The sequence below is a fragment of the Streptomyces sp. NPDC001100 genome, assembly GCF_053598575.1.
The window spans coordinates 109,722-134,141 of sequence record NZ_JBSFKO010000004.1; the positions used below are offsets into that span (position 1 = coordinate 109,722).

Annotated in this window: 19 protein-coding genes; 16 read left to right on the top strand and 3 right to left on the bottom strand. The window is 70.6% G+C overall.

Features of this window, described 5'->3' with window-relative positions:
• Positions 1 to 2: 2 nt before the first annotated feature.
• Genes gatA through gatB form a run of 3 tightly spaced genes read left to right on the top strand, consistent with a single transcriptional unit; the run spans position 3 to position 3,274 of the window.
• Positions 3 to 1,505: an Asp-tRNA(Asn)/Glu-tRNA(Gln) amidotransferase subunit GatA gene (gene gatA, locus ACWDEW_RS06905; RefSeq protein WP_317884213.1), complete on the top strand. Its 1,503-nt coding sequence runs from the start codon at positions 3 to 5 to the stop codon at positions 1,503 to 1,505.
• Positions 1,502 to 1,744, top strand: coding sequence for a hypothetical protein (locus ACWDEW_RS06910; RefSeq protein ID WP_019068646.1), 243 nt, complete (start codon positions 1,502 to 1,504; stop codon positions 1,742 to 1,744). The genes gatA and ACWDEW_RS06910 overlap by 4 nt, the downstream gene beginning before the upstream one ends.
• A 15-nt stretch (positions 1,745 to 1,759) precedes the next feature.
• On the top strand, positions 1,760 to 3,274 hold the full coding sequence (gene gatB / locus ACWDEW_RS06915) for an Asp-tRNA(Asn)/Glu-tRNA(Gln) amidotransferase subunit GatB (RefSeq protein ID WP_450510347.1): 1,515 nt from the start codon (positions 1,760 to 1,762) through the stop codon (positions 3,272 to 3,274).
• A 51-nt stretch (positions 3,275 to 3,325) separates the two neighbouring features.
• Here gatB and ACWDEW_RS06920 read toward each other — a convergent pair whose 3' ends face one another.
• Positions 3,326 to 4,108 (bottom strand): SAM-dependent methyltransferase, encoded by a 783-nt coding sequence (locus tag ACWDEW_RS06920; RefSeq protein ID WP_450510349.1) that lies wholly within the window; start codon positions 4,106 to 4,108, stop codon positions 3,326 to 3,328.
• A 117-nt stretch (positions 4,109 to 4,225) separates the two neighbouring features.
• Between ACWDEW_RS06920 and ACWDEW_RS06925 the strand changes: the two genes are divergently transcribed.
• The 7 genes from ACWDEW_RS06925 (at position 4,226) to ACWDEW_RS06955 (ending at position 12,086) form a co-directional block, all read left to right on the top strand.
• The gene (locus tag ACWDEW_RS06925) at positions 4,226 to 4,528 is read left to right on the top strand and encodes a hypothetical protein (RefSeq protein WP_450510351.1); all 303 of its coding nucleotides are present in this window, start codon (positions 4,226 to 4,228) and stop codon (positions 4,526 to 4,528) included.
• A 206-nt stretch (positions 4,529 to 4,734) separates the two neighbouring features.
• Positions 4,735 to 6,978 (top strand): MMPL family transporter, encoded by a 2,244-nt coding sequence (locus ACWDEW_RS06930; protein WP_450510353.1) that lies wholly within the window; start codon positions 4,735 to 4,737, stop codon positions 6,976 to 6,978.
• Positions 6,956 to 7,516 carry a GNAT family N-acetyltransferase gene (locus tag ACWDEW_RS06935; protein WP_450510354.1) on the top strand — a complete coding sequence of 187 codons (561 nt, stop codon included), beginning with the start codon at positions 6,956 to 6,958 and terminating at the stop codon, positions 7,514 to 7,516. The genes ACWDEW_RS06930 and ACWDEW_RS06935 overlap by 23 nt, the downstream gene beginning before the upstream one ends.
• A gap of 50 nt (positions 7,517 to 7,566) precedes the next feature.
• Positions 7,567 to 8,211 carry a hypothetical protein gene (locus ACWDEW_RS06940; RefSeq protein WP_450510356.1) on the top strand — a complete coding sequence of 215 codons (645 nt, stop codon included), beginning with the start codon at positions 7,567 to 7,569 and terminating at the stop codon, positions 8,209 to 8,211.
• A 197-nt stretch (positions 8,212 to 8,408) separates the two neighbouring features.
• Positions 8,409 to 8,594, top strand: coding sequence for a hypothetical protein (locus ACWDEW_RS06945; RefSeq protein ID WP_450510358.1), 186 nt, complete (start codon positions 8,409 to 8,411; stop codon positions 8,592 to 8,594).
• Between the two features lie 113 nt (positions 8,595 to 8,707).
• Positions 8,708 to 11,797, top strand: a complete 3,090-nt coding sequence (locus tag ACWDEW_RS06950) for a helix-turn-helix transcriptional regulator (protein WP_450510360.1) — start codon at positions 8,708 to 8,710, stop codon at positions 11,795 to 11,797.
• Positions 11,798 to 11,843: 46 nt separating this feature from the next.
• Positions 11,844 to 12,086 carry a DUF6191 domain-containing protein gene (locus tag ACWDEW_RS06955; protein ID WP_450510740.1) on the top strand — a complete coding sequence of 81 codons (243 nt, stop codon included), beginning with the start codon at positions 11,844 to 11,846 and terminating at the stop codon, positions 12,084 to 12,086.
• On the opposite strand, the gene ACWDEW_RS06960 is transcribed toward ACWDEW_RS06955, so the two are convergent.
• Both ACWDEW_RS06960 and ACWDEW_RS06965 read right to left on the bottom strand, forming a co-directional pair.
• The gene (locus ACWDEW_RS06960) at positions 12,043 to 13,194 is read right to left on the bottom strand and encodes a PQQ-dependent sugar dehydrogenase (protein ID WP_450510362.1); all 1,152 of its coding nucleotides are present in this window, start codon (positions 13,192 to 13,194) and stop codon (positions 12,043 to 12,045) included. The two genes, ACWDEW_RS06955 and ACWDEW_RS06960, sit on opposite strands and share 44 nt — an antisense overlap.
• Before the next feature lie 126 nt (positions 13,195 to 13,320).
• Positions 13,321 to 14,319: an aldo/keto reductase gene (locus tag ACWDEW_RS06965; protein WP_450510741.1), complete on the bottom strand. Its 999-nt coding sequence runs from the start codon at positions 14,317 to 14,319 to the stop codon at positions 13,321 to 13,323.
• A 76-nt stretch (positions 14,320 to 14,395) separates the two neighbouring features.
• On the opposite strand from ACWDEW_RS06965, the gene ACWDEW_RS06970 reads away from it, so the two are divergent.
• From ACWDEW_RS06970 to serA, 6 genes are all read left to right on the top strand, one after another.
• On the top strand, positions 14,396 to 15,355 hold the full coding sequence (locus ACWDEW_RS06970; protein WP_450510364.1) for a 2-hydroxyacid dehydrogenase: 960 nt from the start codon (positions 14,396 to 14,398) through the stop codon (positions 15,353 to 15,355).
• A gap of 455 nt (positions 15,356 to 15,810) precedes the next feature.
• Entirely contained in the window at positions 15,811 to 18,786 is a 2,976-nt protein-coding gene (locus ACWDEW_RS06975; RefSeq protein ID WP_450510366.1) for a putative bifunctional diguanylate cyclase/phosphodiesterase, read from the top strand.
• A gap of 237 nt (positions 18,787 to 19,023) precedes the next feature.
• Entirely contained in the window at positions 19,024 to 20,877 is a 1,854-nt protein-coding gene (locus ACWDEW_RS06980; RefSeq protein ID WP_450510368.1) for an acetolactate synthase large subunit, read from the top strand.
• 20 nt (positions 20,878 to 20,897) lie between these two features.
• Positions 20,898 to 21,425: an acetolactate synthase small subunit gene (ilvN, locus tag ACWDEW_RS06985; protein WP_200683066.1), complete on the top strand. Its 528-nt coding sequence runs from the start codon at positions 20,898 to 20,900 to the stop codon at positions 21,423 to 21,425.
• 111 nt (positions 21,426 to 21,536) lie between these two features.
• Positions 21,537 to 22,535, top strand: coding sequence for a ketol-acid reductoisomerase (ilvC, locus tag ACWDEW_RS06990; RefSeq protein WP_362973566.1), 999 nt, complete (start codon positions 21,537 to 21,539; stop codon positions 22,533 to 22,535).
• A 230-nt stretch (positions 22,536 to 22,765) separates the two neighbouring features.
• Positions 22,766 to 24,355: a phosphoglycerate dehydrogenase gene (serA, locus tag ACWDEW_RS06995; protein WP_450510370.1), complete on the top strand. Its 1,590-nt coding sequence runs from the start codon at positions 22,766 to 22,768 to the stop codon at positions 24,353 to 24,355.
• Positions 24,356 to 24,420 lie beyond the last annotated feature (65 nt).

A 24,420-nucleotide genomic window follows, 5' to 3' on the forward strand; every position in this document is an offset into this window, starting at 1 on the left:
CCATGACGGACCACAGCAGCATCATCCGGCTCACCGCCGCCGAGACCGCCGCGAACATCGCGTCCGGCGTGCTCACGGCGGTCGAGGTCACCGAGGCCCACCTCGCCCGGATCGAGGAGGTCGACGCGAAGGTGCACGCCTTCCTGCACGTCGACCGCGAGGGCGCACTCGCGCAGGCCCGCGCCGTCGACGAGAAGCGGGCCAGGGGCGAGGAACTGGGTCCCCTCGCCGGCGTCCCGCTCGCGCTCAAGGACATCTTCACCACCGAGGGCATCCCGACGACCGTCGGCTCGAAGATCCTCGAAGGCTGGATCCCGCCGTACGACGCGACCGTCACCAAGCGGCTCAAGGCCGCCGACGTCGTCATCCTCGGCAAGACCAACATGGACGAGTTCGCCATGGGGTCCAGCACCGAGAACAGCGCGTACGGGCCTACCGGCAACCCCTGGGACCTCACCAAGATCCCCGGCGGCTCCGGTGGCGGTTCCTCCGCCGCCCTCGCCTCCTTCCAGGCGCCGCTCGCGATCGGCACCGACACGGGCGGCTCGATCCGTCAGCCGGCCGCCGTCACCGGCACGGTCGGCGTCAAGCCGACGTACGGCGCGGTCTCCCGCTACGGCATGGTGGCGTTCTCGTCCTCCCTCGACCAGGGCGGGCCCTGCGCCCGTACGGTCCTGGACGCGGCGCTGCTGCACGAGGTCATCGCCGGGCACGACCCGCTCGACTCCACGTCGATCGACGCCCCGGTCCCGCCGGTCGTCGAGGCCGCGCGGAACGGCAGTGTGCAGGGCATGCGCGTCGGCGTCGTGAAGCAGTTCCGCGGCGAGGGCTACCAGGCCGGTGTCATCCAGCGCTTCGACGAGGCCGTCGCCGTACTGAAGGAACTCGGTGCGGAGATCGTCGAGTTGGACTGTCCGTCCTTCGACCTCGCCCTGTCGGCGTACTACCTGATCGCGCCCTCCGAGTGTTCGTCGAACCTCGCCCGTTTCGACGGCCTGCGCTACGGCCTCCGGGTCGGCGACGACGGCACCCACTCGGCCGAGGAGGTCACCTCCCTCACCCGTGAGGCGGGCTTCGGCCCCGAGGTGAAGCGCCGCATCATGCTCGGCACGTACGCGCTCAGCTCCGGCTACTACGACGCGTACTACGGCAGCGCCCAGAAGGTCCGTACGCTCATCACCCGCGACTTCGAGAAGTCGTTCGAGAGCGTCGACGTGATCGTGTCGCCGACGACGCCGACCACCGCGTTCCCGATCGGCGAGCGTGCCGACGACCCGATGGCGATGTACCTCGCGGACCTGTGCACCATCCCGACCAACCTGGCGGGCAACTCGGCCATGTCGCTGCCCTGCGGTCTCGCACCGGAGGACGGTCTCCCGGTCGGGCTGCAGATCATCGCCCCGGCGCTGAAGGACGACCGCCTTTACAAGGTCGGCGCCGCCGTCGAGGCCGCCTTCGTGGAAAAGTGGGGCCACCCGCTGCTTGAGGAGGCACCGTCACTGTGAGCAACGCACTGTCGAAGGCCAAGGGCTTCAAGAAGTCCAAGTCCGGCACCTATGTGTCCATCGCCACCACCGCGTTCGGCGCGCTGGGTGTCGCCAAGCAGATCAAGAAGGCGCGCACCGAGCACGACACGCTCCGTCTGATCGACGCCACGGTCTCCGCCGTCGCGATCGTCACCGGCCTCGCCATCCTGTACCGCGAGCTGAAGCGGCTGGGCGACGACGACGTCCTGCTGGGCTGAGAGGGAAAGTTCACCGTGACCACCACGACCGACCTGGAGTCGTACGAGGACGCTCTCGCGTCGTACGACCCCGTCATGGGCCTTGAGGTCCATGTCGAACTCGGCACCAAGACCAAGATGTTCTGCGGCTGTTCGACCGAACTGGGCGCCGAGCCCAACTCGCAGACCTGCCCGACCTGCCTCGGCATGCCGGGCGCGCTCCCGGTCGTCAACGCGATCGGCGTCGAGTCCGCCATCAAGATCGGCCTCGCGCTGAACTGCGAGATCGCCGAGTGGTGCCGCTTCGCCCGGAAGAACTACTTCTATCCGGACATGCCGAAGAACTTCCAGACCTCCCAGTACGACGAGCCGATCGCCTTCAACGGCTACCTCGACGTCCAGCTGGAGGACGGCGAGACCTTCCGGGTGCAGATCGAGCGCGCCCACATGGAGGAGGACACCGGCAAGTCGCTGCACGTCGGCGGCGCGACGGGCCGTATCCACGGCGCCTCGCACTCGCTGCTCGACTACAACCGCGCCGGCATCCCGCTCATCGAGATCGTCACCAAGCCGATCGAGGGCGCGGGCGAGCGCGCTCCCGAGGTCGCCAAGGCGTACGTCGCCGAGCTGCGCGAGCTGATCCGGGCCCTCGGTGTGTCCGAGGCGCGCATGGAGCAGGGGCAGATGCGCTGCGACGTGAACCTGTCGCTGCGCCCGCACGGCCGCGAGAAGTTCGGCACGCGGAGTGAGACCAAGAACGTCAACTCCCTGCGCTCCGTGGAGCGTGCCGCCCGGTACGAGATCCAGCGCCACGCCGCGGTGCTGAACTCCGGCGGCACGATCATCCAGGAGACCCGCCACTTCCACGAGGACACCGGGTCGACGACCTCGGGCCGCGTGAAGGAGGAGGCGGAGGACTACCGGTACTTCCCGGAGCCGGACCTGGTGCCGGTGGCCCCCTCGCGCGAGTGGGTCGAGGAGATCCGCGCCGGGCTGCCCGAGCAGCCGCTGGCCCGCCGCAACCGGCTGACCGAGGAGTGGGGGATCACCGCGTTCGACATGCAGTCGATCCTCAACGCCGGTGCCATCGACCCGATCGTCGCCACGATCGACGCCGGTGCCGACGCGGCCTCCGCCCGCAAGTGGTGGATGGGGGAACTGGCGCGCAGCGCCAACGAGTCCGGCAAGGCACTCGACGAACTCCCCATCACGCCCGAGCAGGTCGCCCGGGTCACCGCGCTGGTGAACGCCGGTGAGCTGAACGACAAGCTGGCCCGTCAGGTCATCGAGGGCGTGCTCGCCGGCGAGGGCACCCCGGACGAGGTCGTCGAGAAGCGCGGTCTGAAGGTCGTCTCCGACGACGGCGCCCTCACCACCGCCGTCCAGGAGGCCATCGCCGGCAACCCGGGCATCGCCGACAAGATCCGCGGCGGCAAGGTGGCCGCGGCCGGTGCCCTGGTCGGCGCGGTCATGAAGGCCACCCGCGGCCAGGCCGACGCGGCCCGCGTCAAGGAACTCGTCCTGGAGCAGCTGGGCGTCAGCGAGGGCTGATCCAGTACGTCGTGCACGGCCCCGGAGACCTGATCTCCGGGGCCGTTCCCGTCACACCCGGCGGCCCACGACCCGGGCGAAGCCGAGCAGTTGTCCCTGGTCGGCCGTCACCAGCTCCACCGACTCACGAGCCATCCGCGCCATCCACTCGTACGGACTCTCCTCGGCGCACACCTCGCTCCACAGCAGCCAGTCCTTCCAGCCGTCGGGCTGCCAGTCGGCGGCCTCGACCTCCACGGTCCCGCCGCGGGTCCAGTGGCGACGCCACCAGTCGGGGGAGTGGAAGGCCCAGAAGCCGGGGTCCCAGAAGGGCTTCAGGTGCTCCGGCGGTTCGTCGCCCGGCAGTTCCTCCCGGAGCGCGGGCATGACGACGCCGATCCGTCCGCCCGGCTTCAACAGCCTTGTCAGCGTGGGCAGATAGAGGTCGGCGGTGCCGAAGTACTGGTACGCGTCGATCGACACGATCGCGTCGAACGTGCCGTCTCCGAAGGGGAGATCGTGTGCCTCCACGTGCAGGGGCAGCACCCGGTCCGCGACACCCGCCTCCGCGATCCGTACGGCGTTCTCGTCGGGCTTCACCCACAGGTCGGCGGCGGTGACCTGGACGTCGTACTCCTTGGCGAGGAAGACGGAGGTCATGGCGCGCCCGCAGCCCAGGTCGAGCACGCGCGCGCCGGGGCGCAGGGTGTCGGGGCCGAGGGCGGGGGCCAGCCACTCCAGGAGCCACAAGGCGTGCGGGCCCATCTGGTTCTCGATGGTCCAGCGGACGTCGTAAGTGTTGCTGCGCGGGTAGCGGGGGTGGGTCAGGCGGTCGGTCGGTTCGGTGTCGGACATCGGTGAACGGGCCCCTCCGGTTCTGCGTAGCTTCCTGTGGGAGAGCAACGAGATTGTGGAGGACGTCGGTTGGCCGCGCACCAGGTTTCTCAGGCGGAAGCGCTACGCTCGCCCGCCATGGACGGACGCGGAGATTCCGAGATATCCGAATTGGACGACTTCGGGGATCCGGCACTGGACGCGCGGCGGGCCCGCTGGACGGCGGTTCTGACGGGTGCCGTGCTGACCCTCGCCGGCGTGGCCGCGGCGGCGCTGAGAGCCGCCGGTTCCGCACCGGTGCTCGTCCCGGCCGCCTATGCCGTGGGTGCCGCGCTGTGCGCGCTCGCGTCGGTGCTCGGCTCCCGTGGCCGTACCAGACGGGCGTTGTGGCTGCTGGTCGTCGGCGCGATGGTGATGGCGCTGGGGGACCAGTTCGACTGAGGCGTCCGCCGGGGTGACAGAGTCTCCGTTACTGTCCTGTGATCTGGCTCCCACTCCGGTGATGAAGCCCTCGAACGTCGTGAACGATCACTTTCGGCTGCGAGAGTGGGGCACGTATCGCTCATGCGTTCTTTGCGGGCTGTTCATCCTTCGGACGATGTTTCCCGGTCAAAGATCCACAATTCGCCATCCCCGGGAGCACGTTCGTGGCAGCCCTTGCCCGCTGGTGTGTTCGGCACCGTCTCGCCGCCGTCCTGTTGTGGCTCCTCGCGTTCGGCGGGGTCACCGCTGCCGCCGCCGTCACCGGCTCGGCGTACTCGAACGACTACGAGGTCCCCGGCACCGAGTCGGGCCGCGCGACTCAGCTGCTCAAAGAGGCGTTTCCGGGCCTCGGGGGCGACAGTGACACCGTCGTCTGGCGCACCTCGCCCGGTTCCGTCCGCGCCGCCGACGTCGAACAGACCATGACCGGCGCCCTGGACAAGATCTCCGGTCTGCCCGGAGTCGCCTCCGTGGTCAGCCCCTACGACGGCCAGGGCACCGGCCGGATCAGCGCCGACGGGCGGACCGCCTACGCCACCGTCACCTTCGCGCACCAGGCCGAGGACATCGACAAGTCCGAGGCGCGGGCGGTCGTCCGCGCCGCGAAGGCCGCCGAGACCGACGGGCTCCAGGTCGAGCTGGGCGGCAGCGCCATCGGGCTCACCGAGTCGTCGAGCGGACACACCGCCGAGATCGTCGGGGTGGCCGTCGCCGCCCTCGTCCTGTTCCTCGCCTTCGGTTCGCTCGCCGCGTCGCTGCTGCCCATCGGCACCGCCCTGGTGAGCGTCGGCACCGCGTATGCGGCGATCGTGCTCCTGGGGCACGCGATGACGGTCGCCGACTTCGCGCCCATGCTCGGCATGCTGGTCGGGCTCGGCGTCGGCATCGACTACGCCCTGTTCATCGTGACCCGGCACCGGCGCGGGCTGAAACGCGGACTGTCCGTCACCGAGGCGGTCACCAACGCGGTGGTCACCACCGGGCGCGCGGTCGTCTTCGCGGGCGCCACGGTGTGCATCGCGCTCCTGGGGATGCTGATCCTGCGGCTCGGCTTCCTCAACGGGGTGGCCGTCGCCGCCACGTTGACCGTGCTGCTCACCGTCGCGGCCTCCGTGACCCTTCTCCCGGCCCTGCTGTCCTTCATCGGCCCCCGCGCCCTCAGCCGCCGCGAACGGCGCCGGCTGGCCGAGCACGGGCCCCAGCCGGAGCTGCCCACCGGTCTCGCCGCCCGCTGGTCCGCGTTCGTCGAGCGCCACCCCAAACTCCTCGGCGCCCTCGCCCTGGCCGTCATCACCGTCCTCGCCCTGCCGACCCTCTCGCTCCACCTGGGCACCTCCGACCAGGGCAACGACCCGAAGACGTCGACCACCCGCCAGGCCTACGACCTCCTCGCGGACGGCTTCGGGCCCGGCGTCGACGGTCCGCTCACCCTCGTCACGAAGATCGACGGAGCCGAGGACAAGCTCGCCCTCGACAACCTCGACGCCACCCTCCGCACCACCGAGGGCATCGCCTCCGTGACCCCGGTGACCTACGACGCCGGCGGCGCCACCGGGTACTTCACCGTCGTACCGGACTCGGCACCGCAGTCCCAGCGGACCAGCGACCTCGTCGAGCGGCTCCGCACCGAGGTGCTGCCCCGGGCCGAGACGGAGACCTCGCTGGACATCCACGTCGGTGGCGTCACGGCCGGCTACGACGACTTCGCCGGCGTGATCATCGGCAAACTCCCGCTGTTCGTAGGGGTCGTCATCTCGCTCGGCTGTGTGCTGCTCCTGCTCGCCTTCCGGTCCGTCGGCATCCCGCTCAAGGCCGCCGCGATGAACGTCGCCGCCGTGGCCGCAGCCTTCGGAGTCGTCGTCGCGATCTTCCAGTGGGGCTGGGGGAGCGAGTTCCTCGGCCTCGGCCGGGCCGGACCGATCGAACCCTTCCTCCCCGTGATCATGGTGTCGGTCCTCTTCGGGCTCTCCATGGACTACCAGGTCTTCCTGGTCAGCCGGATGTACGAGGAATGGCTGGAAACCGGCGACAACCGCCGGGCCGTCCGCGTCGGCCTCGCCGAGACCAGCCGGGTCATCAACTCGGCCGCCGTCATCATGATCTCGGTCTTCCTCGCCTTCGTGCTCAGCGGCGACCGCGTGATCGCCATGTTCGGCATCGCGCTCGCCTCCGCCGTCGCCCTGGACGCGTTCGTCCTGCGCACCCTCCTGGTGCCCGCCCTCATGCACCTGCTCGGCGGCGCCAACTGGTGGCTGCCCCGCCGCCTGGACCGCGTCCTGCCCCGCATCAGCATCGAGCCCCCCGAGTGCCGCGCCGCCCATGAGAGGCTGGCCGCTGCGACGGACGCCGAGGTGGCGGACGTACTGGCGAAGGAGCGGGAGCAGGATGTACGCGATATCCCTGGGTGACGACGGAGCCGAACTGCGTCCCCTGGAGCCGTGGCACGCAGAGGAGTTCTTCGCCCACCTGGAGCGCGGCCGGGAGTTCATCGGCCAGTACATCTCCTTCGGCTCCAAGGAGACCGACGTCGAGTCCGCGCGGGCCATGCTCCAGCGCTACGCCGACCTGCGCGCCGCCGACAGCGCGTCCCTGCACGGCATCTGGCTGGACGGCAAGCTCGTCGGCGGCGTCCTCTTCCTGAACTTCCACGCCGACCAGGGCAACTGCGAGGTCGGCTGCTGGCTGGAACCCGCCGCCGCCGGGCGCGGGCTGATCACCCGGGCGATCCGGATCCTCATCGATTTCGCGATCGAGCAGCGCGGTATCCACCGGGTCGAATGGCATGCCGCCGCGGGCAATGAGAAGAGCCTGAATGTTGCGCGCCGCATGGGCATGACCAGGGACGCGGTCCTCCGTGAATCACACCCCCACGGGGGCGTACGGCACGACGTGGAGGTGTGGTCCGTGCTCGCACCCGAGTGGCGCGAGGCACGCGGGCGTGCCTGACACAGCGATCTTTAAGGAACTTCTCAGAAACCACCCCTACCGTGCGCAGCATGGGTACCAAGACTGTTGACGAGGCCGCGAACGAGGCCCCCGAGGTGAAGAGCGACGCGGAAACCGTCGACGTCACCAAGACCGATGTGACGAAGGCCGATGTCACCAAGACCGACGAGGAAGTGACCGAGCAGGAGCCCGCCAACGCGGAGGCCGCCGAGGCCGAGGCCTCCGAGGACGAGGACGACCTCACCGAGGAGGAGTACGCGGCCGAGCTCGCGAAGCTCGGGCTTGAGGAGCCGGAAGCCTCCTCCGGCGTCGGCCAGGGTGCCGCCGCCGTGGTCTCCGCCGCGCTCGGCTTCATCTCGCTCTCCGGCGGCTGGGTCGGCTCCGTCGCCGCCGCCCGCGAGACCCTCGTCGGCCAGCTCCACACCGCGTCCACCGCGAGCGTCGCGACGCAGATCAAGGAGGTCTACGGCGACGCCTGGCACACCACCGCGCTCTGGGCCGGCATCTTCGCCCTGGTCGGCCTGTTCGTCGGCGTCGGCGCCCTCGTCCGGCCCGCCTTCGGCGCCCCCGGCAAGCCGCAGGCCACCTGGATCAAGTCGGTCTCCTGGGCCGGCGTCGCCCTCGGCGTCGTAGGCCTGCTCCTGGCCGTCCTGAAGTACACCGACGTCCTGCTCAGCCTGCCCTCCGCGAGCTGAGTCACCGCAGTTCACCAGGGGTCTTAGGTCCTCCGTAAGCACCTTACGGAGGACCTGAGGCCCCTTACGCATGTCTAAGGCCCGCCCGGCCCCGCAAGATGCGGAACTCTCCCGATGTGGCGGACCCCCCTTGGAGACGAAGGTTGAGGCATCGCAGAGAGCGAAGCCGAAAAACCGCCTCCATCAAGGGACTTGAGATGTACGAGTACGAGATGCACCAGCTCCGTTCCGCCGAACTCCGCCGGCTGGCGGCCAACGAGCGGCTGGCCCGCGAGGCCGTCCGCGGCGCCCGTGCCGCCCGCCGCGAGCAGGCCCGGCAGGCCGCCGAGAGGGAGGTGCATACCGAACGCCCGCGCAGGCACCTGTTCGCCCGTGCGTCGTGACCGGAGGGGCACGGGAGGGCGGCCGTACGGCGCCCGCCCGGCGGGTCGGCGGGGCGCTCCTCCCCGCGACCGCCCTCCCGAAAACGAGTGCCGCGTTGTCAGACCCGCGTGACATGCTCGCAGGCGTGGAGACCCGGTCCGTCAGTCCGGTCTTCGTCGGCCGCGCCGACGAACTGGACACGCTGAACGACGCGCTCGCCCGCGCTGCCGCGGGCGAGCCGCAGGCGTTGCTGCTGGGTGGCGAGGCCGGCGTCGGCAAGACCCGGCTCGTCGAGGAGTTCGCCACGGCCGCCTGCCGCCGGGGCGCCGTCGTCGCACTCGGCGGCTGTGTCGAGATCGGCGCGGACGGGCTGCCCTTCGCCCCGTTCTCCACCGCCCTGCGCGCCCTGCGCCGCGAACTGCCCGCCGAACTCTCCACGGCCGCCGCCGGCCAGGAGGAGGAACTGGCCCGACTGCTCCCCGAGTTGGCGGAGACCCCCACCGCACACCGGTCCCGCCGCGGCGACGAGGAGGGCATGGCCCGCCTCTTCGAACTCACCGCGCGCCTCCTGGAGCGCGTCGCCGCCGAGCGCACGGTCGTCGTCGCCCTGGAGGACCTGCACTGGGCCGACGCCTCCACCCGCCACCTCCTCGCCTACCTCTTCCGCACGCTGCGCACCGGCCGCCTCCTCGTCCTTGCCACCTACCGCGCCGACGACATCCACCGCCGCCACCCGCTGCGCCCCCTGCTCGCCGAACTCGACCGGCTGCGCACGGTCCGCCGGATCGAGCTCGGCCGCTTCAACCGGCAGGAAGTGGCCCGCCAGATCGCCGGCATCCGCGCCGCCGAGCCGGACCAGGCCCAGGTCGACGAGATCTTCCGGCGCTCCGACGGCAACGCCTTCTTCGTCGAGGAACTCGCCGTCGCCGCCGACGACGGCTGCCGCACCGGCCTCACCGACTCCCTGCGCGACCTGCTCCTCGTCCGGGTCGAGTCGCTGCCCGAGAGCGCCCAGCGGGTCGCCCGGATCGTCGCCGAGGGCGGCTCCACCGTCGAGTACCGACTGCTCGCCGCCGTCGCCCGGCTCGCCGAGGACGACCTCATCGAGGCACTGCGGGCGGCCGTCGGCGCCAACATCCTCCAGGCCGCGCCCGGCGGCGACGGCTACCGCTTCCGGCACTCCCTGGTCCGCGAGGCGGTCGGCGACGACCTGCTGCCCGGCGAGCGCTCCCGCCTCAACCGCCGCTACGCCGAAGCCCTGGAGGCCGACCCGACGCTCGTCCCGGCCGACCAGCGCGTGATGCGGCTGGCGAGCTACTGGTACCACGCCCACGACCCCGCCAAGGCCCTCCCCGCCGTCCTGGACGCCTCCGTCGCGGCCCGCGGCCGACACGCCCACTCCGAGCAACTGCGGCTCCTGGAGCGGGCGATGGAGCTCTGGGACACCGCCCCCGACGCGGTACGCGCCGGCCTGCGGCCCGTCGACTACGCCGAGGTGTATCCCGCGTGCGGCTGCGACCCCGAGACCACACCCCTGCGCTACCTCGACCTGATGGCGGAGGCCGCCGTCGCCGGGCGGCTCAGCGGGGAGCGCGAGCGCGCCCTGAAGATCACCAAGCGGGCGCTGCATCTCCTGGAGGAGGAGGGCGACCCGCTGCGGGCCGCCTGGTTCTGGGTGCAGCGCTCCGTCCTGATCCGGCACCAGGGCCGCGGCGACGGCTGGTCGGAACTCGCCTCCGCGCAGGAGCTGGTGCGCGGCCTGCCGCCCTCCGAGGTGCACGCGGAGGTACTGGCCAAGGTCGCCGGCTGGTCGATGGTGCATGTGCCGGGCCCCGACGCCTATGCGGCCGCCGAGCGCGCGGTCGAGTACGCGCGCATGGTGGGCGCCCGCGAGATCGAGATGGACGCCCGCCTCACCCTGGCCGGCCTCATGGTCGCCTCCGGCGATGTCGAGGCGGGCCTCGCCGAGCTGGTCGAGGTGAACGAACGGACGGTCGCCGAGGGTATCTCCACCGTCGCGGGCCGCAGTTATGTGAACCTCCCGTCCTCCCTCGAAACCGTCGGCCGCTCCCGCGAGGCCGTGCCGATCCTGGAGACCGGGCTCGCCTTCGCCAAGAAGTACGGCCAGTTCGACAAGGAGGCCTGGATCTGGGGCAACCTCGCCGAATCCCTCTTCACCCTGGGCCGCTGGGACGAGGCCGCCGAGGCCGCGACCAAGGCCGAGCGGGTGGGCCAGAGCTCCAAACCCCGTGGCTTCCACGCCCGTCTTCGGGCCGAACTCGCGCTCGCCCGGGGCGAGGTGGCCGAGGCCCGCCGCCAACTGGCCGCCGCCCGCGAGCACTACGGCATCCATGACGTCGCACCCCAGCACCACCAGCCCCTGGAGCGGATCGACATCCAGGTCGCCGCCGCCGAAGGCCGCCTCCTCGACGCCCGCGCCACCCTCGAACAGGTCCTGGACTCCGGGTTCCGGCCCGGCACCCATTTCGAGACCTGGCCCCTGCTGGTGGCCGCCACCGTCGCCGAGGCCCAGGCCATCGGCCTGCCCGCCGCCGACCCCGGCCGCCCCAAGATCCTCGAACGCATCCGGGAGGCCGCCAAACGGGTCGCCACCAACGCCCCCGTCTGGCAGGCCCACGAGCGCTGGCTGCGCGCCGAACTGCTGCGCGCCGAGGGCCGCTGCACCCCGGACGACTGGTCCGAGGCGGTCGCCGCCTTCGAGCGCCTCGACCGCCCCTACGACCTTGCCCGCGTCCGCCACCGCCTGGCCGAGGCGCTCCTGTCCGACACCGGCGCCGGCGACACCGACACCGACGGCGGCAGCGGTGACGACCGGCGCGACCGGGCCACCGAACTCCTCCGGCTGTCCGGTGCCGTAGCCGAGCACCTGGGCGCCCGCCCGCTCGCCGACTCCGTCGCCCTGCTCGCCCAGCGGGCCCGGCTGACGCTCACCAGGGTCCCGGCGCCGCGAGCCGTCACCGCCGACCCCGTGGAGGCGCTCGGCCTCACCAGCCGGGAGCGCGACGTCCTGCGCCTGGTCTCCGCGGGCCGCACCAACCGGCAGATCGCCGAGGAGCTCTTCATCTCCCCGAAGACCGCGAGCGTCCACGTCTCCAACATCCTCGGCAAGCTCGGCGTCTCCGGCCGGGGCGAGGCGGCGGCCGTGGCCCACCGGCTCGGGCTGTTCCCGCCCGACCCGCTCACCGTGCGTTCGGCCGGATGAGTCGTACGCTGTAGGGGACCGGGCCAGGGGAGGCGCCGTGTTCAACATGTTCGAGGAACTGTTCTCACCGGGCCGCAAGCACACCGAGGACGAGCGCAACCGCCTGGAGATGACCAGGGTCGACGTCGCCGACGGCGACCCCGGACGCGGGCCGATAGACCTGGAGTCCGGCAAGGTTGTCGTCCGCCTGCCCGAAGCCGAAGCCGAACCTGAAGCCGGCCCCGACCCCTCCACAGACCCGTCCCCTACGACACCTGAAGCTCCAGAATCCGGTCGTCCCCCGACTTAGGCGTGCCCCGCCCGTCCGTGTTGCTGGTCACCAGCCACAGCTTGTCGCCGCCCGCCGAGACCACCGTGCGCAGCCGGCCGTACTCGCGGGTGAGGAAGGCCTGCGGAGCGGCCGACGCCTTCGTGCCGTCCAGCGGGATGCGCCACAGGCGCTGGCCCTTCAGGCCCGCCATCCATATGGAACCCTCGGCGTAGGCGATACCGCTGGGGGAGGCGTCGTCGGTGTGCCACTGGGTGATCGGGTTGTGGTACTTGGAGTCGCTGCTTTTCCCCTCCGCGTTCGGCCAGCCGTAGTCGTCGCCCGGAGCGATCGCGTTCAGCTCGTCCCAGGTGTCCTGGCCGAACTCCGAGGCGAACAGCCGCTGCTTGGAGTCCCAGGCCAGGCCCTGCACATTGCGGTGGCCGTACGTGTACACCGGCGAGTTCGGGAACGGGTTGCCCGGCGCCGGGTCGCCCTCCGGGGTCAGCCGCAGGATCTTGCCGCCCAGGGACTTCTTGTCCTGGGCCAGACCCCGCTGACCGGTCTCGCCCGTGCCCGCGTACAGCATGCCGTCCGGGCCGAAGGCGATCCGGCCGCCGTTGTGGATATAGCCCTTGGGGATGCCCTTGAAGATCGTGTCCGGGGCGCCCAGCTGCTCTCCGGCCGGCTTCTTGGGGTCGTACAGCATGCGGACGATGCGGTTGTCCGAGTCGGAGGTGAAGTAGGCGTAGATCATGTGGTCCGAGGCGTAGTCCGGGGAGAGCGCGATGCCGAGGAGGCCGCCCTCGCCTTGCGGGGAGACCCCGGAGACCGTGCCCAGCTCGGTCTTCCGGCCCGTCTTCTCGGTGATCCGGGTGATCGTGCCGTCGTCGCGGGAGGAGACGAGGAGGTTCCCGTCGGGCAGCGGGGCCAGGCCCCAGGGGGTCTTCAGACCCTCGGTGACCGTGCGCAGCACCTTCACCGTGCCCTTGGCGGGCGGGATCCGCGCGGCGGGCTGCCCGGAGGACGACGACCCCGTGGTCGTACTGGCGCTGCCCGACGGCGTGTTCGTGCCGTAGCGCGGGTCTCCGCCGCCGGAGGAGCAGCCGGCCGTCAGCAGGAGCGCGGTCACGGCCAGGGCGGCCGACACGACTCGACGTTGCACGATCAGGTCCCTTCGACGGGCGGGTTCTCCTTGTCATACACCGCTCACGCCGGACGGGTTCCCGATCACCGACGACCGACGCAGGATCGAGCCCTCTTCCGAATCCGGCGGTCAGTCCCAGGAACCCAGCGCCGCCGGGAGTTCCGCCACCTCCGTGAGGTCCTCCGGCGTGAGGCGGAGCTCCGCGGCTCCCGCGTTCTCCGTCACCCAGCGTTCCTGCTTGGTGCCGGGCACCGGCACCACGTGCGAGCCCTGCGCCAGTACCCACGCCAGGGCCACCTGCGCCGGGGTGACCTCCGGGCCGTGGCGGCGGGCCACGCGCCGCAGCCCGGCCACGATCGGCTGGTTCGCGGCGGTCATCTCGGCGGTGAAGCGGGGGTGGCGGGCGCGCACGTCGTCCGGTTCGAAGCCCTCGCCCGGGGTCAGGGTGCCGGTGAGGAAGCCGTTGCCGAGCGGCATCGCGGCCAGAAGGCCGACCCCGCGCGCCGCGCACCACGGCAGCAGCGCGTCCAGCGCCTCCGTCGACCACACCGACAACTCGGCCTGCACCGCCGTCACCGGGAACACCTGCTGCACGCGCTGGAGTTGGCGGATCGTTCCGTCATGCAGCCGCGCCCCGGGCCGGCGCGCCGAGCGGGCGCCGACCGCGCACATGCCCAACGCCCTTACTTTTCCGGCCCGTACGAGATCCGCCATGGCTCCCCACGTCTCCTCGACCGGGACCTCGGGGTCGGCGCGGTGCAGTTGGTAGAGGTCGATCACCTCGGTCTGGAGGCGGCGCAGCGAGGCGTCGCAGGCACGTCTCACATAGCCGGGGCGGCCGTTGGCCACGATGTGCTGTTCGCCGACCAGCAGGCCGACCTTGGTCGACACGAACGCGTCCTGGCGCCGCTCCTTCAACACCCGCCCCAACAAAAGCTCGTTGGTGAACGGGCCGTACATGTCGGCGGTGTCCAGCAGCGTCATGCCCAGGTCGAGCGCCCGGTGCACGGCCCTGACCGACTCGTCGCCCCGCTGCCGCGAGCCGCTGTAGGCCCAGTTCATCGGCATGCAGCCGAGCCCGACGGCCCCCATCGAGAGCGCCCCCGCGCCGATCGTCCTGCGCTCCACCTGCCCGTGACCCTCCCTCTCCTGGTCCACCAACCTAACCTCTGCACGCGCGCGTGCCTGACATAGCCTCCTGACCATGACTGTCGACGTGTGGCTGCCCATCCCGCCGGAGGAGATCGAAGGGCTCCCCGAGGGGCCCGACTACCTGTTCTGGGACGGAGGTGAGGAGGGCGATCAGGAGTTCCCCGGCGATCCCGCCGACTGTGCGGTATACGTCGTGCCGTACATGAAGCGTCACCCCGTGAAGACCCGGCCGCTGGAGCACATGCGGAATCTCCAGGTCGTCCAGACGCTGACGGCCGGGATCGACGACATGACCGCGGACCTCTCCCTGATCGTCCCGGGGGTGCGGCTGTGCAACGCCCGCGGAGTGCACGAGGCGAGCACCGCCGAACTCGCGCTCACGCTGACCCTCGCCTCGCTGCGCGGCATCCCGCAGTTCGTGCGGGCGCAGCAACAGGAGCGCTGGCAGGGCGACTTCCACCCGGCGCTCGCCGACCGGTCCGTCCTCATCGTCGGCTACGGCGCCATCGGAGCGGCCATCGAGGACCGGCTCACTCCCTTCGAGCTCGCGCGGGTGGCGCGCGTGGCGCGCTCCGGGCGCACCACGGAGCGCGGACCGGTGCATCCGTTCACCGAACTGCCCGCCCTGCTCCCGGAGGCGGACGTGGTCATCCTGTCCACGCCGCTAACCGAGACCACCCGTCACCTGGTCGACGCCGAGTTCCTGGCCCGGATGAAGGACGGAGCGCTGCTGGTCAACGTGGCCCGCGGTCCCGTCGTGGACACCAAGGCGCTGCTCGCGGAGCTGGAAAGCGGCCGTATCACCGCCGCGTTGGACGTCACCGACCCCGAACCGCTGCCCCAGGGGCACCCGTTGTGGCAGGCGCCCGGGGTACTGATCAGTCCGCATGTCGGCGGCCCCACGTCGGCGTTCCTGCCGCGTGCGAAGCGTCTGGTTGTGGACCAGTTGGGACGGTTCGTGAACCATGAGCCGCTGCGCAACGTGATCCTTACGACAGGACCGACCGAGTAGTCACGACAGGCGCGCAATCCGCTTCCGGTACCCTCCGCAACCTTCCGGAAGCGGGGCGTGCGCGCGTCTCCGCTGGTCGTCACGGAGCGTAGAGGAACTATGTCCCTGAGTGACGAGACTGGTGTATCGTCCCGGCAGGGGCTGCGCCGCGCACCGTTCGGCGCCGGGGACGGACATTTCAGACTGTGAGGGGGGCGACGGGCGATGCACGGCCTATGGACGAGCGATCCGACGCGGCGGGGCCGCCGACGGCGACCCTGGCGCACCGCCGCGCGCAGACGCGGCCACCACGGCTGTCACGGCAATCACGGCGATCACGACAGCCGAAGCGGTCACGGGGGCCGGCCCAGCCGCCCCAGCCATCACCACCGCAGGTACAACAGCCGCCGCAGGCACGCCCATCCAGCGCACCGGAGCCCGCGGGACCGGGGAGCGGCACGGACCGGGAGGGCCCGGTGAGTTCGCCACCGTCTGCGACGACCACCCTCAACGGGGCGCTCCGGGACCGGACTTCGCCGGGAGCGCGGCAGCCACGACCGCCGGCCTCCGGCGGCTGGGGCCTGGTCCAGCAACTCGTCCTGGCCCTGGTGTGCGCGGGATACGCCGTCGGTTCCGCGCTCGACTGGGGTTCCGCCCAAGTCGCCCTGATCATGGGCGACTTCGGTCTCAGCGCGGCGGCCGGTACCGCCGCCGTCTCATGCTTCCTCTACGCGCGAAGCCGCCGTATCCGCTTTCGACCCGCCTGGCTGCTGTTCTCGCTCTCCTCGGCGATGGCGGCACTGGGCAACGGAGTCTGGGGGTGGTACGAGGTCGTCCTGGAGCGCCCCGTGCCCAGCCCCAGCTTCGCCGACCTGTTCTTCCTGTGCTTCGCGCCGCCGGCCATCGTCGGCCTCCTGGTGCTGGCCAAACGGCCCGTCACCAAGGCCGGTTGGGTCTGTCTGGCGCTGGACGCCTGGCTGATCGGCGGCTCGCTGCTCACCCTGTCCTGGAGCCTCGCGCTGGCCCAGGCCGCCAAGTTCGACGGGCCGAGCGTGGCCCACACCGCGCTCTCCCTGGCGTACCCGCTGCTCGACATCGCCCTGGTCAGCATGGTGCTCGCGCTGCACTTCCGGCGCTCCTCGGTCAACCGCACCGCGGTGAACACCGCGATCGGCGCGCTGGCCCTGACCGTGATGTGCGACGCCCTGTTCACCTCGCCGCTGCTCCACAACAACTACCACTCGGGCCAGTTGCTCGACGCGGGCTGGTTCGCCGGCTCACTGCTCCTCGCCTACGCCCCCTGGGCCGCGCCCCGGCACACCCAGCCCGAGGACGACGGGCACACACGCGTGGTGCACGAACACCGGCCCGGACAGCGCGGCGGAGTCCAGCAGCACGCTTCCGCGCCGGGCGCCGACCAGGGGCGGTATCCGGTCACCCGGCCGATCGCCGGTTCACTGGCCGCGCTCACCCCGTATCTCGCCGCCGCCGTCTGCACGCTGGGGATCCTCTACAACGTCCTCAACGGCCGCAGCCCCGACCGAGTGGTGCTCATCACCGCGGGCTGCGTGGTGCTCGCCCTCGTGGTCCGCCAGGGCATCATGCTGCTCGACAACATCGTCCTCACCCAGGAGTTGGCCCAGAAGGAGAACCACTTCCGCTCCCTGGTCCAGGGCTCCAGCGACGTCATCATGATCGCCGCCCCGAACGGCATCCTGCGCTATGTCTCCCCGGCCGCCGCCGGTGTCTACGGCAAGCCCGCGGAGGAACTGGTCGGGAACGAACTCGCCTCGCTCATCCACCCCGAGGACCTCGGCTGTGTGGTGCACGAGGTGCGCCGCTTCCTCGCCGCCAGCCCCTACGAGGAGTCCAACACCCGGATCGAGTGCCGCTTCCGTTCCGGCGACGGCGGCTGGCTCAACGTCGAGTCGACCGTCAACCGCCATCACGGCGGCCTGATCTTCAACAGCCGGGACGTCACCGAACGCGTGCGCCTCCAGGCGCAGTTGCAGCACAACGCCGAGCACGACCCGCTCACCGACCTGCCCAACCGCGCCCTGTTCACCCGGCGCGTCCAGCAGGCCCTGTCCGGCCGCCGCTCCACCGACCGCGGCACGGCCGTGCTCTTCATCGACCTCGACGGCTTCAAGGCCGTCAACGACACCATCGGCCACCAGGCCGGGGACGAACTCCTCATCCAGGCCGCCCGCAGGCTCGACGGCGCGGTCCGGCACGGGGACACCGCCTCCCGGCTCGGCGGCGACGAGTTCGCGGCCCTGATCGTCGGCGACGGCACCCGGGACCGGGCCGCCCGCGAGCGGCACATCATGGAGCTCGCCGACCGGCTGCGCATCACCCTGTCCCAGCCGTACCTCATCGACGGCAACGATGTCCGTGTCGCCGCCTCCATCGGCGTCGCCTTCGCCGAACCGGGCCTGGGCGCGGGGGAGTTGCTGCGCAACGCAGACCTCGCGATGTACCGCGCCAAGGGCGCGGGCAAGGGCCGGGTCGAGCTGTACGCCCCGCAGATGCAGCAGGACGTCGTACGGAAGGCGGAGCTGGCGACCCGGCTGCGGGCCGCGCTGCACGACGGCGAGTTCGCGCTGCTGCACCAGCCCGTGGTGTCGCTGACGGACGGCCGGATCACGTCGGTCTCCACGCAGGCGCGCTGGCGTTCGTCGCAGGGCGTGCTGTTCACGCCGGCCGAGTTCCTGCGGGTGGCCGAGGACAGCGACAAGACCGCCGAGCTGGGGCGCTGGATGCTGGAGGAGGCCGTGGAGCAGGCCGCCGAACGCCTCGCGGTCGGCCCCGCCGTCTCCGTGGCCGTGCGCATGAGTGCCCGACGGCTGCTGGACAAGTCGATGCCGCTCGGCTCGATCGAGGCCCTGCTGACCCGGCACGGGCTGCCGTCCGGCTCCCTGGTCATCGAGCTGTCCGACACCGACCCGAGGGTCTCCCTGGACGAGCTGGAGCGCCGCCTGACCGCCCTGCGGCGGCTCGGAGTCCGGATCGCCCTCGACGGCTTCGGCAGTGGTTACGCCACCATCACGACGCTACGGCGGCTGCCCGTCGACGTACTGAAACTGGACCGCAGTCTGGTCGAGGGCGTCGTCGAGTCCGCGCGGCTGCACAAGATCACCAGCGGGCTGCTGCGCATCGCCGGCGACCTCGGGCTCCAGTCCGTGGCCGACGGGGTCGACCTGCCGGAACAGGTGGTCGCCCTGCGCGCGATGGGCTGTACGCACGGACAGGGCATGGCCTTCTCCGGACCGCTGGACGAGTACCGGCTTCGCCGGGCCCTGTCCTGCGGCCACTACCCGGTACCGCACGGGCCGGCCGAGCCCGCGTTCGCGGGCAGCCCCCCGGGGGTGTACACCAGTGGTGTGCCCGTCGTTTTCGGGGGCGGAACAGCTCTCCGCTCACATAATGAGACTCCCGTCCCACCCACTTGACAGTCGGTGCGTGCCGGGGGGAGGGTCAGTCCCATGCGCACCCGAATTCTCGTACTTGGAAAGCGCGTCGGCTGAAGCTGGTGACGTCCGGACGGACCCGGAACTCCCAGCGACCGCACCCGGCGCGCTCCCCTCGCTTGCCTCACGGCACGAGGGGTTTTTTGTTGCACAGGATCGAGTCGTGCAGCAGCAGAACCCCGCACAAACCTCGCAAAAACCCTCAGCATCGAGAAGAGAATGACGATGACCGAGCAGGCCACCGGGGCCCATCCGCAGCCGCGGCCCCGATCCGGAGGACAGCCGTCCGCCCCCGAGCACGTCACGGGTGCGCAGTCCCTCATCCGCTCTCTTGAGGAGGTCGGGGCCGACACGGTATTCGGCATTCCCGGCGGTGCGATCCTTCCGGCGTACGACCCGCTGATGGACTCGACGCGGGTTCGTCACGTCCTGGTCCGGCACGAGCAGGGCGCGGGCCACGCGGCCACCGGCTACGCGCAGGCCACCGGCAAGGTCGGCGTCTGCATGGCCACCTCGGGGCCCGGCGCCACCAACCTGGTGACCCCGATCGCCGACGCGCACATGGACTCGGTGCCGCTCGTGGCGATCACCGGGCAGGTCGCGTCCAAGGCGATCGGTACGGACGCCTTCCAGGAGGCGGACATCGTCGGCATCACGATGCCGGTCACCAAGCACAACTTCCTGGTCACCAAGGCCGAGGACATCCCGCGCGTCATCGCGCAGGCCTTCCACATCGCCTCCACGGGCCGTCCGGGCCCGGTGCTGGTCGACATCGCGAAGGACGCCCTCCAGGCGAAGACCACCTTCTCCTGGCCGCCGGTCATGGACCTGCCCGGCTACCGCCCGGTGACCAAGCCGCACGCCAAGCAGATCCGCGAGGCCGCCAAGCTGATCACCGCCGCGAAGCGGCCCGTCCTCTACGTCGGCGGCGGCGTCATCAAGGCGCACGCCACCGCCGAGCTGAAGGTCCTCGCGGAACTCACCGGAGCGCCCGTCGTCACCACCCTGATGGCGCGCGGCGCATTCCCCGACAGTCACGAGCTGCACGTGGGAATGCCGGGCATGCACGGTTCGGTCACCGCCGTCACCGCGCTGCAGAAGAGCGACCTGATCGTCGCCCTCGGAGCCCGCTTCGACGACCGCGTCACCGGCAAGCTGGACAGCTTCGCGCCGTACGCCAAGATCGTCCACGCCGACATCGACCCCGCGGAGATCGGCAAGAACCGCGCCGCCGACGTGCCGATCGTCGGGGACGCCCGCGAGGTCATCGCCGACCTGGTCCAGGCCGTGCAGAAGGAGCACAGCGAGGGCCACACCGGCGACTACACCGCCTGGTGGAAGGACCTCAACCGCTGGCGCGAGACCTACCCGCTCGGCTACGACCAGCCCGACGACGGCTCGCTCTCCCCGCAGCAGGTCATCGAGCGGATCGGCCAACTCGCCCCGGAGAACACGATCTTCGCGGCGGGCGTCGGCCAGCACCAGATGTGGGCCTCGCAGTTCATCAAGTACGAGAAGCCCGCGACCTGGCTCAACTCCGGCGGCGCCGGAACCATGGGCTACGCGGTCCCGGCCGCGATGGGCGCCAAGGCAGGGGCCCCCGAGCAGACGGTCTGGGCGATCGACGGCGACGGCTGCTTCCAGATGACCAACCAGGAACTCACCACCTGCGCCCTGAACAACATCCCGATCAAGGTCGCCATCATCAACAACGGCGCCCTCGGCATGGTCCGCCAGTGGCAGACCCTGTTCTACAACCAGCGCTACTCCAACACCGTGCTGCACAGCGGCCCGGAGGCGGACGGCAAGCAGCCGAGCGCGGGCACCCGCATCCCCGACTTCGTCAAGTTGTCGGAGGCGATGGGCTGTTACGCGATCCGCTGCGAGTCCCCCGACGACCTCGACAAGGTCATCGAGGAGGCGAACTCGATCAACGACCGCCCCGTCGTGATCGACTTCATCGTCCACGAGGACGCCATGGTGTGGCCGATGGTCGCCGCCGGCACCTCCAACGACGAGGTCATGTTCGCCCGGGACGTCCGCCCCGACTTCGGCGACAACGAAGACGACTGAGCGAGAGAGACCACAGAGAAATGTCCAAGCACACACTCTCCGTCCTGGTCGAGAACAAGCCAGGTGTCCTCGCCCGGATCACCGCCCTGTTCTCCCGGCGCGGCTTCAACATCGACTCCCTCGCCGTCGGAGTCACCGAGCACCCCGACATCTCCCGCATCACGATCGTGGTGAACGTGATCGAGGCACTCCCGCTCGAACAGGTCACCAAGCAGCTCAACAAGCTCGTCAACGTGCTGAAGATCGTCGAACTGGAGCCGGGTTCCGCCGTTCAGCGCGAACTCGTTCTGGTGAAGGTGCGCGCCGACAACGAGACGCGCTCGCAGATCGTCGAGATCGTCCAGCTGTTCCGCGCCAAGACCGTCGACGTCTCCCCGGAGGCCGTCACCGTCGAGGCCACCGGCTCCAGCGACAAGCTGACCGCCATGCTCAAGATGCTGGAGCCGTACGGCATCAAGGAGCTGGTCCAGTCCGGCACGATCGCCATCGGCCGTGGCGCCCGCTCCATCACCGACCGCTCGCTGCGCGCGCTCGACCGCTCCGCGTAGACCCGTGTGCGGGCGGCTCCGGCCGCCCGCATTCCGAGACCCCCGAACTTCGATTCCGCCCGCCGTCATACGGTGGGACGCAACACCTGCACACCAAGGAGAGAACCCAAAGTGGCCGAGCTGTTCTACGACGCCGACGCCGACCTGTCCATCATCCAGGGCCGCAAGGTCGCGGTCATCGGCTACGGCAGCCAGGGCCACGCCCACGCGCTGTCGCTCCGTGACTCGGGTGTCGACGTCCGAGTCGGTCTGCACGAGGGCTCCAAGTCCAAGGCGAAGGCCGAGGAGCAGGGCCTCCGTGTGGTGACGCCGTCCGAGGCCGCCGCCGAGGCCGACGTCATCATGATCCTCGTGCCCGACCCGATCCAGGCCCAGGTCTACGAGGAGTCCATCAAGGACAACCTCAAGGACGGCGACGCGCTGTTCTTCGGCCACGGCCTGAACATCCGCTTCGACTTCATCAAGCCGCCGGCCAACGTCGACGTCTGCATGGTCGCCCCCAAGGGCCCGGGTCACCTGGTCCGCCGCCAGTACGAGGAGGGCCGCGGCGTTCCGTGTATCGCGGCCGTCGAGCAGGACGCGAGCGGCAACGCCTTCGCGCTCGCGCTGTCGTACGCGAAGGGCATCGGCGGCACCCGCGCCGGCGTCATCAAGACGACCTTCACCGAGGAGACCGAGACCGACCTGTTCGGTGAGCAGGCCGTCCTCTGCGGTGGTACGGCCGCGCTGGTCAAGGCCGGCTTCGAGACGCTGACCGAGGCCGGTTACCAGCCCGAGATCGCGTACTTCGAGTGCCTGCACGAGCTGAAGCTCATCGTCGACCTCATGTACGAGGGCGGCCTGGAGAAGATGCGCTGGTCGATCTCCGAGACCGCCGAGTGGGGCGACTACGTCACCGGCCCGCGGATCATCACGGACGAGACCAAGGCCACGATGAAGCAGGTCCTCGCCGAGATCCAGGACGGCACCTTCGCCCGTGAGTGGATGGCCGAGTACCACGGCGGTCTGAAGAAGTACAACGAGTACAAGCAGAAGGACGCCGAGTCCCTGCTGGAGACCACCGGCAAGCAGCTCCGCAAGCTGATGAGCTGGGTCGACGAAGAGGCGTAAGTCCAAGGGCCCGGGGGCCGGAGCGAGTGCTCCGGCCCCTTTGTCCAACCCGTCCAGCCTCGGACGGGTGATCCTTCCGTAGAGGCGTAAGACGACTGTCGGCGCGCCACTACACTGCCGTACTACATACGCGTCAGGCCCACAGCGTCGTGCGTCTCCGCGGCTAGCCCCTCCACCGCCTGCGGCCGTCGGGACGGCCGTCCGCACGCAATGGACTTGTGAGGACTCACGTGAGCTCGAAACCTGTCGTACTCATCGCTGAAGAGCTGTCGCCCGCGACGGTGGACGCCCTCGGCCCGGACTTCGAGATCCGGCACTGCAACGGCGCCGACCGGGGCGAGCTGCTCCCCGCGATCGCCGACGTGGACGCGATCCTGATCCGTTCGGCCACCAAGGTCGACGCCGAGGCGGTCGCCGCCGCGAAGAAGCTGAAGGTCGTCGCACGAGCCGGCGTCGGCCTGGACAACGTGGACGTCTCCGCCGCCACCAAGGCCGGCGTGATGGTCGTCAACGCCCCCACCTCGAACATCGTCACCGCCGCCGAACTGGCCTGCGGTCTGCTGCTGGCGACCGCACGCCACATCCCGCAGGCCAACGCAGCGCTGAAGAACGGCGAGTGGAAGCGCAGCAAGTACACGGGCGTCGAGCTGGCCGAGAAGACCCTGGGTGTCGTGGGTCTGGGACGCATCGGCGCCCTCGTGGCGCAGCGCATGTCCGCGTTCGGGATGAAGGTCGTCGCCTACGACCCCTACATCCAGCCCGCGCGGGCCGCCCAGATGGGCGTCAAGATCCTGTCGCTCGACGAGCTGCTCGAAGTCTCCGACTTCATCACCGTGCACCTGCCCAAGACCCCGGAGACGGTCGGTCTGATCGGCGACGAGGCGCTGCGCAAGGTCAAGCCGACCGTCCGCATCGTCAACGCCGCGCGCGGCGGGATCGTGGACGAGGCGGCGCTGTACTCCGCGCTCAAGGAGGGCCGCGTCGCCGGCGCCGGCCTCGACGTGTACGCGAAGGAGCCCTGCACGGACTCCCCGCTCTTCGAGTTCGACCAGGTCGTCTCCACCCCGCACCTCGGCGCCTCCACGGACGAGGCCCAGGAGAAGGCCGGTGTCTCGGTCGCCAAGTCGGTGCGCCTCGCGCTCGCCGGTGAACTCGTCCCCGACGCGGTGAACGTCCAGGGCGGTGTCATCGCCGAGGACGTCAAGCCGGGCCTGCCGCTCGCCGAGAAGCTCGGCCGCATCTTCACCGCGCTGGCGGGCGAGGTCGCGGTCCGGCTCGACGTCGAGGTCTACGGCGAGATCACCCAGCACGACGTCAAGGTGCTCGAACTCTCCGCGCTCAAGGGCGTGTTCGAGGACGTCGTCGACGAGACCGTGTCGTACGTCAACGCCCCGCTGTTCGCGCAGGAGCGCGGCGTCGAGGTCCGGCTGACGACCAGCTCCGAGTCCGCCGACCACCGCAACGTCGTCACCGTGCGCGGCACGCTGAGCAGCGGCGAGGAGGTCGCGGTCTCCGGCACGCTGGCCGGTCCCAAGAACCTGCAGAAGATCGTCGCGGTCGGCGAGTACGACGTCGACCTCGCGCTCGCCGACCACATGGTGGTGCTGCGGTACGAGGACCGTCCCGGTGTCGTCGGCACGGTCGGTCGTATCTTCGGTGAGTCCGGGATCAACATCGCCGGTATGCAGGTCTCCCGGTCGGTCGCGGGCGGCGAGGCGCTGGCCGTGCTGACGGTCGACGACACGGTGGCGGCGAATGTGCTGGCCGAGGTGGCGGAGGAGATCGGCGCGACGTCGGCGCGTTCGGTGAACCTGGTCTGAGCCTGAGCCATATGTGAACGCCGGGCGGGTTGAGGAGGGAATCCTCAACCCGCCCGGCGTTCCTG

Coding starts and splice junctions, on each gene's coding strand:
- ACWDEW_RS06940 (WP_450510356.1), top strand. CDS start 7,567: ATGGGTACCAAGACTGTTGACGAGGCCGCGAACGAGGCCCCCGAGGTG.
- ACWDEW_RS06970 (WP_450510364.1), top strand. CDS start 14,396: ATGACTGTCGACGTGTGGCTGCCCATCCCGCCGGAGGAGATCGAAGGG.
- ilvN (WP_200683066.1), top strand. CDS start 20,898: ATGTCCAAGCACACACTCTCCGTCCTGGTCGAGAACAAGCCAGGTGTC.
- ACWDEW_RS06935 (WP_450510354.1), top strand. CDS start 6,956: ATGTACGCGATATCCCTGGGTGACGACGGAGCCGAACTGCGTCCCCTG.
- ACWDEW_RS06945 (WP_450510358.1), top strand. CDS start 8,409: ATGTACGAGTACGAGATGCACCAGCTCCGTTCCGCCGAACTCCGCCGG.
- ACWDEW_RS06980 (WP_450510368.1), top strand. CDS start 19,024: ATGACGATGACCGAGCAGGCCACCGGGGCCCATCCGCAGCCGCGGCCC.
- gatA (WP_317884213.1), top strand. CDS start 3: ATGACGGACCACAGCAGCATCATCCGGCTCACCGCCGCCGAGACCGCC.
- ACWDEW_RS06925 (WP_450510351.1), top strand. CDS start 4,226: ATGGACGGACGCGGAGATTCCGAGATATCCGAATTGGACGACTTCGGG.
- ACWDEW_RS06955 (WP_450510740.1), top strand. CDS start 11,844: ATGTTCGAGGAACTGTTCTCACCGGGCCGCAAGCACACCGAGGACGAG.
- ACWDEW_RS06920 (WP_450510349.1), bottom strand. CDS start 4,108: ATGTCCGACACCGAACCGACCGACCGCCTGACCCACCCCCGCTACCCG.
- ACWDEW_RS06950 (WP_450510360.1), top strand. CDS start 8,708: ATGCTCGCAGGCGTGGAGACCCGGTCCGTCAGTCCGGTCTTCGTCGGC.